General features: G+C 43.1%; 8 protein-coding genes. 4 read left to right on the forward strand and 4 right to left on the reverse strand.

Features of this window, described 5'->3' with window-relative positions:
• Window positions 1-49 precede the first annotated feature (49 nt).
• The gene (locus RMY16_RS00715; RefSeq protein WP_322734741.1) at window positions 50-1,564 is read right to left on the reverse strand and encodes a thioredoxin-like domain-containing protein; all 1,515 of its coding nucleotides are present in this window, start codon (window positions 1,562-1,564) and stop codon (window positions 50-52) included.
• Window positions 1,565-1,914: 350 nt separating this feature from the next.
• Window positions 1,915-2,367: a hypothetical protein gene (locus tag RMY16_RS00720; protein WP_322734742.1), complete on the reverse strand. Its 453-nt coding sequence runs from the start codon at window positions 2,365-2,367 to the stop codon at window positions 1,915-1,917.
• A 408-nt stretch (window positions 2,368-2,775) separates the two neighbouring features.
• On the opposite strand from RMY16_RS00720, the gene glsA reads away from it, so the two are divergent.
• Entirely contained in the window at window positions 2,776-3,690 is a 915-nt protein-coding gene (gene glsA, locus RMY16_RS00725; protein ID WP_322734743.1) for a glutaminase A, read from the forward strand.
• Here glsA and RMY16_RS00730 read toward each other — a convergent pair.
• Entirely contained in the window at window positions 3,655-5,472 is a 1,818-nt protein-coding gene (locus RMY16_RS00730) for an ATP-binding protein (protein WP_322734744.1), read from the reverse strand. The two genes, glsA and RMY16_RS00730, sit on opposite strands and share 36 nt — an antisense overlap.
• Before the next feature lie 177 nt (window positions 5,473-5,649).
• Complete coding sequence (locus tag RMY16_RS00735) at window positions 5,650-7,308, reverse strand: hypothetical protein (RefSeq protein WP_322734775.1); 1,659 nt, start codon at window positions 7,306-7,308, stop codon at window positions 5,650-5,652.
• 533 nt (window positions 7,309-7,841) lie between these two features.
• Here RMY16_RS00735 and psaA point away from each other — a divergent pair.
• The 3 genes from psaA to RMY16_RS00750 all read left to right on the forward strand — a co-directional run bounded on the left by psaA (window position 7,842) and on the right by RMY16_RS00750 (window position 13,115).
• Complete coding sequence (gene psaA, locus RMY16_RS00740; RefSeq protein WP_322667605.1) at window positions 7,842-10,100, forward strand: photosystem I core protein PsaA; 2,259 nt, start codon at window positions 7,842-7,844, stop codon at window positions 10,098-10,100.
• A gap of 141 nt (window positions 10,101-10,241) precedes the next feature.
• The gene (psaB, locus tag RMY16_RS00745) at window positions 10,242-12,473 is read left to right on the forward strand and encodes a photosystem I core protein PsaB (protein ID WP_322734745.1); all 2,232 of its coding nucleotides are present in this window, start codon (window positions 10,242-10,244) and stop codon (window positions 12,471-12,473) included.
• Window positions 12,474-12,644: 171 nt separating this feature from the next.
• A complete protein-coding gene (locus RMY16_RS00750; protein ID WP_322734746.1) occupies window positions 12,645-13,115 on the forward strand; it encodes an REP-associated tyrosine transposase in 471 nt (156 codons plus the stop codon).
• The last annotated feature ends 49 nt before the right edge of the window (window positions 13,116-13,164 follow it).

Consider the following 13,164-nt stretch of genomic DNA (forward strand, 5'->3'; position numbering starts at 1 on the left):
GGTCTGAAACAGAGAATTTTCCTCTACGCTTTTGCGTAAGGTTATCGTTCTATAAATTCGGTGGAATACAAACATCTGGCGCACATAAACTAGGAAATTCCAGCGTTGTCACCTCAAAGCTATCCAAATCTACGCAACGAATAGCATGGTTATTAGTATCAGCAATATATAAATGTGAACTCCAAGCACTCAATCCCGAAGGTTCAAAAAACCGAGTGTTCTTACCCTGGCCATTTTGTAAACCAGCAGAACCATCTCCCAAAACTGTTTGACAATTTCCACTGAGGCTAACTAATTTAATTTTATGGTTATAAGTATCTGCCACCCACAAAAAATTCTGAGCAAATTCAACTCCTAAACAGTGTTGTAAACGGACATCTTCACCTTGTCCATCTACATCGCCAAACCCAAATAAACCGCCACTACCACAAACAGTTCTTACTTGATACGGTTCGACAATTCCCACACCACGAATTGAACTAACTTCACTGTCAGCAATATATAATTCTTGCCCATTATTAGTAATACCACTAGGTTGGGCAAAGGCAGATTCAGTAAGTAAACCATCAATACACGCTTCTGCACCAGTACCAGCATAAGTTTTGATGATGCCAGTTTCTAAATCCATTTGCCAAATTTGATGCGGCCCAGCCATTGCAATAAATAGGGTATCTCCTACTTTCACTAAATCCCAAGGGGAATTCAGTGGGGTTTCTAAACCAGCACCGCCATGAGGATGGATATTACGACTTTGTTCGTCAGTCCCCGCAATAGTTTCGACTACTTGATGCTTTAAATCAACTCGCCGCAGCGCATGATTTTCTGTATCAGCAACGTAAAGAATCTGATTTTCGGCATCATAAGCCATTCCTTGCGGTGCAAAAAATTGCGCTTCGTTAAAAGCACCATCAGTTAAGCCAGATTTTCCAGTCCCAATTAACTGTAAAATTTCTCCATCAAAGCTACTCATAACCAGGCGGTGATGTCCAGAGTCAGCGATAAACAAACCTGCTTGAGTAGCTAAAACTTTACCAGGAAAAGCTAGGGGTGTGATTAATGGTTGGCGCTGTTTTTCTAAAGTCAAGCTGATTTCTTGGAAATTAATTGTGCCTTTGTCTTGGTGCTGCTGAATTAATTTTTGAATCAACTCGTCTAAAGTATTACGGTTTCCTTCACCAGAAATCTGGCCAATCACGTAACCTTCTGGATCAATAATTATTAACGTAGGCCAAGCACGCACAGCATACTCTTCCCAAATCCGAAAACCGCTGTCAACTACAACAGGATGTTCAATGTCATAGCGCAGAATAGCTTGGCGGATGTTTTCTGTTTCTTTTTCGTTGTCAAATTTGGCGGAGTGAACGCCGATTATGGTAAGGCTATCTTTATATTTTTGTTCTAAATATTTTAGATATGGCAGAATATGCAGACAATTGATACAGCAGTATGTCCAAAAGTCTAAAATTATGGCTCTACCTTTGAGTTGTTTGAGAGACAAAGGTTTATCGCTGTTGAGCCAAGAGTAATTTGGCGGTAATTCTGGCGCTCTGACACGAGGAATCATGAACCTATCCCACTATTTTAAAAATCCCTCTTTTTTTTGTAAATGTGCTTAAAAACCTTGATTTTTCATTTTCGGTTTTCAATAAGCTTAAGCTTTTTAGCACAAATATTACTTAGTGGGATAGATTCATACTAATTTGTAATTTGTAATTAATATCATGTTCAGGTAATTTAGTTATGATTTCCCCAGCCCTTAATCCATTAAAAACTTGGTTGCCACGGCTACCTCTGATCTGATATCGCTTATGCTAAATATGGATATTTCACAATCAAAAAGTTGCAATGGCACACCATTACCTGTACCGGAATATCCAGATACAGCAATATATTTATCGGATTAAGCAACGTAGGTTATCTGTAGGTATTCGTTGCCCATACAGGAACATTAAAACCTGTATAAATTACCAAGTTTCCATCATCTTGAACTTGGAGACGACAACTAGAACCACGCCCATTTGTATTACTTGCCCACACAGGGGTTCCACTATAGTTATAACTGACTAAATTGCAGTCAGTTTGCATGATGGTGTAGTAAACTGCTACATTGTAAGTGTTTGATGCCCATAGAGGAGTGGTGTCATCATAAAGAACAAAGTTTCCATCAGATTGCTGTATAGCTTTATATCGCCCATTCCCTGAAATCAAGTATTGATTTTGATTGGCGAATAAGTATTCACCTGCATAAAGGATAGATGTACCAGCACCCGCTAGAGCCTTGTTTTGTTGAATAAGCAATGTAGCTTGTGATGAAATTGCAAATGCTGTTGTTAAACCTAGAATTTTTGAGAGTTTAGATAATTTCACAAACCTACCTCCAATAAAGTTCTGTTTTTTATAGACAGTGCTGAGGTTTGATAAGTAGTGCAAAATTAAATATAGGGGTTTTCGGCCTGGTGAGGTACGTTTTTAAAGCTGCTTATTCTGCTAGAAAAGATTTAAGTGTACCTCAGTTGCTCAGGAAACACTATATACAATTTGTCATTGTGAATAAAGCCAAGCAAAACGAAGCAATTCGCTTGCAGTTTAGAATTCTTTCTCTATCAGAGAGCTACCGCGAACCCTACATTTCATTTCGCTGACAATGACATAAATAATTTAATTTTGCGTAACCACTTAGGAGTAAAGTCAGCTTTGATTAACACCAAATTATACTAACATCGAACTATACTGTTAATTGCTATTTAAGAAATAAACTGTTAAAAAGTTTACAATTTGAAAAGACTTAACAAACTAACTACTACGAAGTTATTAGCCTGGGTGCAACTAGCCAAAACCCAAGCTGAACGAGGACAAGTTGCCGATCGCATTCCGCTATTAGCTAAAGCTAATTCTGCTTGGTTTGCAGTTCATATCTGCTGTGAATCGGGGAAAACCATCAGCTTTGGGGATACAGCTTCTATTTTCCCGCTAATGAGCGTGATTAAGACATTTTCTCTACTTTATCTGCTAGAACATCTAGGAGCAGAAAAGGTTTTCGGTTGGGTTGGGGTTGAACCATCAGATGCACCCTTCAATTCTTTAGAACAATTAATTAGCGATCGCGGTCATCCCCGTAACCCGATGATTAATAGTGGGGCAATTACTTTGTCTGAGAAGTTACCAGGAAAGGACGCTAATCATCGCACTCTCTTATTGTGTCAATGGCTTAACCAATTAGCAGGTTGCCAACTAAGTTTAGATGAGGAAATGCTGGCTTCAGTGCGACTAACCCGTTCAACAGCTAATGAAGCGATCGCTAATTATCTCGCCCAAGTCGGTTATATAAAAAATATTGAAACAGCACTTGACACTTATGAGCAAATATGCTCTTTATCTGGGCGAGTTGAAGATTTAGCCCTGTTAGGAAAACTCCTAGCTTGTGAAAATAGCTATTTATCCTCACAAAACCGCCGGATTGTAAATGCTGTAATGTCAACTTGTGGACTATACGAAGTTTCTGCCGAGTTTGCAGTCAGAATTGGCTTACCGATGAAATCAGGGATTGGTGGTGGACTTGTAGCAATAGTACCAGGAGAGGGAGCGATCGCTTGTTATAGTCCAGCTTTGGATCGAGTAGGAAATCCGGTAGCAGGGCTTGTCTTCATTGAGGCTTTAGCACAAGAGTTGCAGTTGAGCATTTTTGGCTAAATCCTGTTTTTGAATGGGCAGAGAAATGATAAATTCCGTACCACTACCCACCTCAGATTTACAGATTAGTTGTCCTCCATGTTTTTCGACAACAATCTGATGACTAATCGAAAGTCCCATCCCAGTGCCAACGCCTGTTGGCTTGGTGGTAAAGAACATCTCAAAAATTTTCTCTTGAGTATCAGGGGCAATACCAGAACCGTTATCAGCAATACGGATAACTACCCAGTTTTTTTCTTGAAGTTCGGTAGCGATCGTAATTTGTGGGTTGTCTTGAGTATTGTGCTGTTCGTCCAAAGCATCAAGTGCATTGTTGATAATGTTCATAAACACCTGGTAAAGCGAGCTAGAAAAACCTTCAATGTTAGGAATATCACCGTAGCAGCGCTCAACCGTAACACCTTTTTTAATCCGGTTATTCAGGATGAGTAACGTACTATCAATACATTCATGCAAATTAACTGCATGGGCCTCTGCTTCATCTAGACGAGAGAAGTTTTTCAAACTCAGGACAATTTGCAGGACGCGATCAGCGCCGAACTTCATCGACTGCAAAACTTTAGGTAAATCTTCTTCTACAAATTCTGCATCAATTTCGCTAGCGTGGTCTTGTACCGCTAGAGGTGGACTAGGTATTTCTTGGCGATAGGTTTGTAACAATGCTAATAAATCTTCTACATGCTGAATAGCATGATCTAAATTGCCATAGATAAAATTTACCGGATTATTAATTTCGTGGGCAATGCCAGCTACCATTCGTCCTAAACTAGACATTTTCTCACTTTGAAGCAATTGCGCTTCTTGCATTTGCTGCTGACGAAAGGCGGCTGCTTGCTCTTCTTCCAGTAAGCATTTAACCCTGTGCAAAACTTGGTTAAATGCAGTAGCAAGTATGCCAATTTCATCTGTAGTTATGACGGGTGCTTGCAGATCAAAGTTAGATTCTTTAGTGACTCGCTGCGCGACATTTGTCAACACTTCGACAGGATGGGTAATAGTTCGACTCGTCAAAAAAGCTAAAAGAGTAGCAATTACTGCTGACAACAGAATGCTAGCAACAATAATTTGAATCCGTATTTGTGCTACTGTCTTGAACGTCATCGTTGCTGCTTGTAATTCTTGATAAGAAGCATTGATGACAGTAACTAGTTCATCGGAGATACCATCAAACTCAATTGCTAACTCACTATTGGTAAACTTCAACAGTCTTTGTTGTGCGATCGCAATTTTATTCTCAGTTAGAGGAGATAAATCAAGTTGTTGAGATACTTCCTCAAGTTGCTGGACATAAGTGTGTGTTATGGCTTCATAAGTTTTTAGAAGCAGGGGAATATTCTCAGTGTGCTTTTGGTTCGCATAACCGACAGTTTTTATATATGTTTGGAGTTCCAACCAAATCTGCTTAATCTCAGGTGCATGTGTATTAGTAATGTGGGCATATTCCTCTTTGTAAAGCTCTAGATTTCCCACTAAGGGAATGAGCTGCTGCTGGTGCGTCCGGGTTTGCAGGACACTTGTCTGAAGGCGATAGAGCAAATTGAGTTCCTTAAAAGCATTTTGTTGCTGCTGCAACGCCTCTTGGTGATAGCGATCCCCTAAAACTAACCCAATTGTGGTTCCGACAATTCCCACACCCACAGCCAGACTGTAGCCAAATTTAATTTTGTTGCCAATACTCAGACCATTGGTAATTTTTGAGAACCATCCCTTTTGGTTCGATTTTACGAAGGCGATATCACCGCAAACTGATGGAAAATCTGAATCTGGAGTTTGGAAAGCCATATTAATCCTAAGTAAGCAATAAGAGTCAATGCTTACTTAGAGTTCCCCAGTTATTCAGTAAAAGCAAAATTTTGAAATTTTCTAACGCATATTGCTGAGTCCGATAACGCAGAAGAAAAGTGATTTATTTAACTTCTCTGCTGCCTCTACTAGTCTTCTTTTTTATGGCTGTTACACTTATTTTTCGGGTAATTCAGCAGACGGAGGTGTTGGCGTTACCTCTGGCTGTGGTTTTAGGGTTGGTGTAATAATTTCTGGTGCTGGAGACTCAATAATCTCTGGCAGCGTGGATGGCAAACTAGGAGATGGGGTAACTGTTACTTGGGGAGTAGGTGTCTTAGCCGTTCGACGGTTAAAAAATCCACCAAATCTAGATTTTGTTGGCTGAGGTGTTACTTTTTCGGGTAACGGCGTTGATTCAGGAGTTGGCGTTACCTCTGGCTGTGGTTCTGGTGTTGGCGTAATAATTTCTGGTGCTGGAGACTCAATAATCTCTGGCAGTGTCGGTGGCAAACTAGGAGATGGTGCAACTGGTGCTTCTGGTGTAGGAACTTTACCAGCCCTACGGTTAAAAAATCCACCAAATTTAGGTTTTGTTGGCTGAGGCGTTACTTTTTCGGGTAACTGCGTTGATTCAGGAGTTGGTGTTACCTCTGGCTGTAGTTCTGGTGCTGGAGACTCAATAATTTCTGGTGACGTTGGGGACAAGCTGGGAGATGGTGCAGCCGTTGGAACTTCTAAGTTTGGTTTTTCTGGCTGTGTTTTGGATTGTTCTGGAATTTCAGTTTCAGGAATAGGCTGTTTTTCTACTTTCGGTTGTGTTTGGGGTGTTTTTTCAACGGGCGGTGTAGGTGTGGGTTTAGGTGCAAGTTTATAATTCGGGTCTACAATACCGCGTACATCATCTGCTGTCAGTTCTCCTCTGACGATTCTCGACAGAGTGTCCCTACCATTTAGCTGATAGTCAATCAATCTAACTGTAGTATTAAAAGCATTTTTTACAGGATTTCCCTGGTTATCGAGAAATTCTAGCTTTACCCAGTTTTTCCCTGGACGGAAGCCTTTAAGGTAAACTGCTTGCCAACGATCAAAAATAAAGCTTTCACCATTAATAGTGGAACGGATGCGCCAATCACTGAACTCGTCGTTGGGGTTTTCCTTACCAACAAGGTGCAGAGGAGCGTTAGTGAGGTAAAAGTCCAGTAAGATTGGTTCTGCCCCGTAGCTACTTTGAGGACGGCTGTAAGTTAGCAGAGGTAATTTAGAATCTGGGGTGTTGTCGTCGGTTTTGGTGAAGACGTGAAATGTTGTTTGGGCATAAGCGCCTTCATTCTTAAAGCTTTCATGCCAAGGACGAGAGGCAAATACACGCAAGGTATGACTACCTGGAGATAAGTCTGGCAAAACTAAGGGCTGATTCAGGTCGTAAACAGGTATATAAGGTTGATTATCCAGAATTACGTGTAAATGTGGCCCCAGTTGTAATTGTGGGTCTTTAAATATTGGTAGATCCTTAACCTGAAAACTGGCTGTAACTTTGTTGTCTTGAAGAACTTCATCAAATCTTGGAGTAAGAATTGTCACTTGTGGCTGATAGACTTCCAAAATTGGACGCAGTTCTTGAATAACAGATGGAGGGGAAACTTCCGAAAATTGCTTTGAAATTTGAGAAATCTGTGGGGAGTTTTCTCTATAGCCAGTAGATACTTCTTGGCTGTCGGCTTTCTCGCCGCAACTGGTCAAGCTTAATACCAGCACCAATATCATTACCCACCTGAGAATCGGGAACCTCTGAGGGAGGAGCTTTTCTAACACCCTTTTCTGCCACGAGTTCATGCGTTGCACCCAGTGATAGTCTTCGACAATTGACAGATTATTTTGGCTCAAACTGTCCATCTGGAACTATAGCCCAAAAGGTGAAATCTGCCTCACATCCTATAAGTTTTCCTTTGTATCTCATAAAATTTTAAAATAAGTCATATTCCTTACAGCGTTTTACTTGCAAAAATTGAAATATGACATAAATATTCATGAGTAATCGCAGTAAAAGCTGGGACATCGGCTACATACAGTCACACCATAAATTTTACGAATTGTTATTGTTTGTAAATTAAATAGCTAAACTATTGACTTTTGGACAAAAAGTTTGGAGTTAAAAGCCAGTTAAGGCATGAATTTCAGCAATATTTGAGCAAGTTTGAATTATTGTTAAAATATCTCCAACAATGTACAAGTGAAGACTTTATAATTCAACGAGAAACAACAATCCACATAGGTCTTCATCGCGGCTTCAGCAAAATGGAATTTGCGGTAATGGTTAACTTTGTGGTATTCATGATTCCTCATTCCTTATCAAGAGAGGAGGTCGAATGACAATAAGTCCTCCGGAGCGAGAGGAAAAAAAGGCAAGAGTAATCGTCGACAATGACCCAGTTCCAACCTCATTCGAAAGATGGGCGCAACCTGGACACTTTGACAGAACCTTAGCCAGAGGTCCCAAAACCACCACATGGATTTGGAACCTGCACGCACTCGCCCATGATTTTGATACACATACAAGCGATTTAGAAGACATCTCCCGCAAGATATTCTCAGCCCACTTCGGCCACTTGGCTGTAGTGACCATCTGGTTGAGCGGGATGATTTTCCACGGCGCAAAGTTTTCTAACTACGAAGCTTGGTTAAGCGACCCGTTGAACGTTAGACCCAGTGCTCAAGTAGTTTGGCCCATCGTGGGACAAGACATTTTAAACGGTGATGTTGGCGGTGGTTTCCACGGTATTCAAATCACCTCCGGTTTGTTCCAAGTATGGCGTGGCTGGGGTATCACAAACTCCTTCCAGCTTTACGTGACTGCGATCGGTGGATTGGTATTAGCAGGCTTATTCTTATTTGCCGGCTGGTTCCATTACCACAAACGCGCTCCCAAACTGGAATGGTTCCAGAATGTGGAATCGATGCTGAATCACCACTTGCAAGTACTGCTAGGTTGTGGTTCCTTGGGATGGGCAGGTCACTTAATCCACGTGTCCGCACCGACCAACAAGCTTTTGGATGCAGGCGTTGCTCTCAAAGACATACCCCTGCCCCACGAGTTCATCTTGAACAAAGACTTGTTGACCGAACTGTACCCTGGCTTTGCAGCTGGTTTAGCACCTTTCTTCACCTTGAACTGGGGTCAGTATGCTGACTTCCTTACCTTCAAGGGCGGTCTGAACCCGGTTACAGGCGGCTTGTGGTTGACTGATATTTCTCATCACCACTTAGCGATCGCAGTTCTCTTTATCGTTGCTGGACATCAGTACCGTACCAACTGGGGTATTGGTCACAGCATTAAAGAGATCCTGGAAAACCACAAAGGTCCTTTCACCGGTGAAGGTCACAAAGGTCTCTACGAAAACCTGACCTCATCCTGGCACGCTCAGTTGGCTACTAACCTGGCCTTCTTGGGTTCGCTGACCATCATCATCGCGCATCACATGTACGCGATGCCCCCCTATCCATATTTGGCAACTGATTATGCTACACAGTTGTGCATTTTCACCCACCACATGTGGATTGGTGCATTCCTTATAGTCGGCGGTGCAGCTCACGCTGCCATCTTCATGGTGCGGGATTACGATCCAGTTGTGAATCAAAACAACTTGCTGGATCGGGTGCTTCGTCACCGCGATGCGATTATTTCTCACCTTAACTGGGTGTGTATCTTCCTCGGCTTCCATAGCTTTGGGCTTTACATCCACAACGATACAATGCGTGCTTTGGGGCGTCCCCAAGACATGTTCTCTGATAATGCAATTCAGTTGCAGCCAGTGTTTGCCCAGTGGGTACAAAATATCCACACCCTAGCTCCTGGTGGCACTGCTCCCAATGCGCTAGAACCCGTTAGCTATGCTTTCGGCGGTGGGATTTTGGCTGTAGGCGGTAAAGTTGCGATGATGCCCATTGCTTTGGGTACGGCGGACTTCTTAATCCACCATATTCACGCATTCCAAATCCACGTTACTGTCCTAATTCTGCTCAAAGGTGTACTGTTTGCCCGTAGCTCTCGTCTGATTCCAGACAAAGCAAACCTGGGCTTCCGCTTCCCCTGCGATGGTCCTGGTCGTGGTGGTACCTGTCAAGTGTCTGGTTGGGACCATGTGTTCCTCGGACTTTTCTGGATGTACAACACAATATCCATTGCAATTTTCCACTTCAGCTGGAAGATGCAATCAGATGTCTGGGGAACCGTAGATGCAGATGGGGCTGTGACTCATATCACTGGTGGTAACTTTGCCCAAAGCGCCATCACCATCAACGGTTGGTTGCGAGACTTCTTGTGGGCGCAAGCTACGCAAGTCATCAATTCCTATGGCAGTGCGCTATCTGCTTATGGACTCATGTTCTTAGGCGCTCACTTTGTTTGGGCATTCAGCTTGATGTTCCTGTTCAGTGGTCGCGGCTACTGGCAAGAACTAATTGAGTCCATTGTTTGGGCGCATAACAAACTGAAGGTAGCACCAGCAATTCAGCCTCGCGCTTTGAGTATTATTCAGGGTCGGGCTGTAGGGGTAGCTCACTACCTCTTAGGAGGAATTGCCACAACTTGGGCGTTCTTCCATGCACACATCCTTTCAGTAGGGTAGCAATCAGTTATTGAGTGCTGAGTGATGAGTGCTGAGTGCTGAGTGTTGAAAAAATACTCCAAACTCAGTACTCAAGACTCAAAACTCAGGACTCTAGACGCTGGTATTTGATGGCTAAAGGTCAGAGGATTTATTAAACCTATGGCGACAAAATTTCCGAAATTTAGCCAGGATCTCGCACAGGACCCGACGACTCGTCGGATATGGTATGCGATCGCTACAGGCAACGATTTTGAAACCCATGATGGCATAACAGAGGAAAATCTTTACCAAAAGATTTTCGCTACTCACTTCGGTCACTTGGCAATCATCTTCCTGTGGGCATCCAGCCTCCTGTTCCACGTGGCCTGGCAAGGTAACTTTGAACAGTGGATTAAAGATCCCCTTCACATCCGTCCCATCGCTCATGCGATTTGGGACCCCCACTTTGGTAAACCAGCGATCGAAGCTTTTACCCAAGCTGGCGCTAGTAATCCCGTAAACATTACCTATTCTGGTATCTACCACTGGTGGTATACCATCGGGATGCGGACGAACAGCGAACTATACAACGGTTCAGTATTCCTATTGCTGTTAGCAGCTGTACTGTTGTTTGCTGGTTGGCTGCACTTGCAACCCAAGTACCGTCCTAGCTTGGCATGGTTTAAGAGCGCTGAACATCGCCTAAACCACCATTTAGCAGGTTTGTTTGGTGTTAGTTCTTTGGCTTGGGCTGGTCACTTAATTCACGTTGCTATCCCCGAAGCTCGCGGACAGCACGTAGGTTGGGATAACTTCCTCAACACACCACCCCACCCAGCAGGTTTGACACCTTTCTTCACCGGTAACTGGGGCGTTTACGCTCAAAACCCTGACACTCCTGGGCATATATTCAGCACATCTCAAGGTGCAGGTACTGCAATTCTGACTTTCTTGGGTGGTTTTCATCCCCAGACAGAAGCTTTGTGGCTGACTGATATAGCTCATCACCACTTGGCGATCGCAGTTATCTTTATAGTTGCCGGACACCAGTACCGGACTAACTTCGGAATTGGTCACAGCATCAAAGAAATGCTGAACTCCAAATCCGGTTTAGTACCTGGTAGCAAAAGTGAAGGTCAGTTCAACCTACCTCACCAAGGATTGTACGACACCTATAACAATTCACTGCACTTCCAGTTGGGTATTCACCTAGCTGCTCTAGGAACCATCACCTCTTTGGTGGCACAGCACATGTACGCCATGCCTCCTTATGCATTTATTGCTAAGGACTACACAACTCAGGCAGCGCTGTACACGCACCATCAATACATTGCTGGTTTCCTGATACTTGGTGCTTTTGCTCACGGAGCTATATTCTGGGTACGTGATTACGATCCAGAACAAAACAAGGGCAACGTCCTTGAGCGCGTGTTGAAGCACAAAGAAGCGATTATCTCCCACCTTAGCTGGGTATCCCTTTTCTTAGGCTTCCACACCCTCAGCTTGTACGTCCACAACGATGTAGTGGTTGCTTTCGGTACTCCTGAAAAGCAAATCCTGATTGAGCCAGTGTTTGCCCAGTTCGTCCAAGCTGCTAACGGTAAAGTACTCTACGGTTTAGATGCCTTGTTATCTAACCCAGATAGTATTGCTTACACAGCATGGCCCAACTACGCTAACGTTTGGTTGCCAGGCTGGTTAGATGCCATCAATGCTGGTACTAACTCCCTGTTCTTGACAATTGGCCCTGGCGACTTCTTGGTACACCATGCGATCGCTTTAGGTCTGCACACCACCACCTTGATCTTGGTCAAAGGTGCTTTGGATGCCCGTGGTTCTAAGCTGATGCCCGATAAAAAGGACTTCGGTTATGCCTTCCCTTGCGACGGTCCTGGTCGTGGCGGTACTTGCGACATCTCAGGTTGGGATTCCTTCTACCTTGCTGCGTTCTGGATGCTCAATACCCTTGGTTGGGTTACGTTCTACTGGCATTGGAAACATCTAGGTATTTGGCAAGGCAACGTAGCTCAGTTCAATGAGAACTCTACATATCTCATGGGCTGGTTCCGCGATTACCTCTGGGCTAACTCTGCTCAGTTGATTAACGGTTACAACCCTTACGGCGTGAATAACCTGTCTGTCTGGGCTTGGATGTTCCTGTTTGGACACCTAGTTTGGGCTACTGGCTTCATGTTCTTAATCTCCTGGAGAGGTTACTGGCAAGAGTTGATTGAAACCCTAGTTTGGGCACACGAACGTACTCCTCTAGCTAACCTAGTTCGCTGGAAAGACAAGCCCGTGGCTCTGTCCATTGTTCAAGGTCGTGTAGTTGGTCTAGCTCACTTCACTGTCGGCTACGTCGTAACTTACGCTGCATTCTTGATTGCTTCTACTGCTGGTAAGTTCGGTTAATTTCGACTGCTAGTTTTGTGGGTAAGTAATAAAAATCCCCTGCCGCAAGGTGGGGGATTTTTTTTGGGTTTTAGGTGGAGAGGATGGGAACAATAGAGAAGGGGCGGGCAAGATGCCCACCCCACAAGAAAGAAAAGTTACAGAAAAATTACAAATAGTTCTCTATTCTGAATGCAAGAGCCAAAGTTGAAAATTTTTCAGAGAAGATTACCTCATTGGGAGTTAGATGGGGCAGTTTATTTCATTACCTTTAATACTTGGGAAAAGTTAGAACTTAGCCTAGAAGCTAGAGAAATAGTTTTTAATTCGTGCTTGTTTTTTAATAAAAATAGATATCGTATATTTGTCCTTGTGGTAATGACAAATCATGTGCATCTGCTCATTCAGCCATTACTCAAGTCGGAAAATGAGTTTTGGTCATTGAGTAGCATTATGAAAAGTATTAAAGGTTATAGTGCTAAACAAATTCACAAAGTGATGAAACATATAGGAACAGTTTGGCAAGATGAAAGATATGACCGTATTGTTAGGAATGATGAAGAGTTTCAACAATATTGGGAATATATCAGACAAAATCCTGTAAAAGCAGAGTTGTCATCAAGCCCAGAAAATTACCCCTTCTTGTGGCAACTTCCTGAATAATCTCACTCATCACATTCTCTCTTTCTTGTGGGGTGGGCATCTTGCCCGC

Origin of the sequence: Nostoc sp. DedQUE12b (genome assembly GCF_034530835.1) — a bacterium.
GTDB lineage: Bacteria > Cyanobacteriota > Cyanobacteriia > Cyanobacteriales > Nostocaceae > Nostoc.

Excerpts from the sequence above, each read along its gene's own strand:
- RMY16_RS00715 (WP_322734741.1), bottom strand. The coding sequence starts at position 1,564 with ATGATTCCTCGTGTCAGAGCGCCAGAATTACCGCCAAATTACTCTTGG.
- RMY16_RS00730 (WP_322734744.1), bottom strand. The coding sequence starts at position 5,472 with ATGGCTTTCCAAACTCCAGATTCAGATTTTCCATCAGTTTGCGGTGAT.
- RMY16_RS00735 (WP_322734775.1), bottom strand. The coding sequence starts at position 7,308 with ATGAACTCGTGGCAGAAAAGGGTGTTAGAAAAGCTCCTCCCTCAGAGG.
- psaA (WP_322667605.1), top strand. The coding sequence starts at position 7,842 with ATGACAATAAGTCCTCCGGAGCGAGAGGAAAAAAAGGCAAGAGTAATC.
- psaB (WP_322734745.1), top strand. The coding sequence starts at position 10,242 with ATGGCGACAAAATTTCCGAAATTTAGCCAGGATCTCGCACAGGACCCG.
- RMY16_RS00750 (WP_322734746.1), top strand. The coding sequence starts at position 12,645 with ATGCAAGAGCCAAAGTTGAAAATTTTTCAGAGAAGATTACCTCATTGG.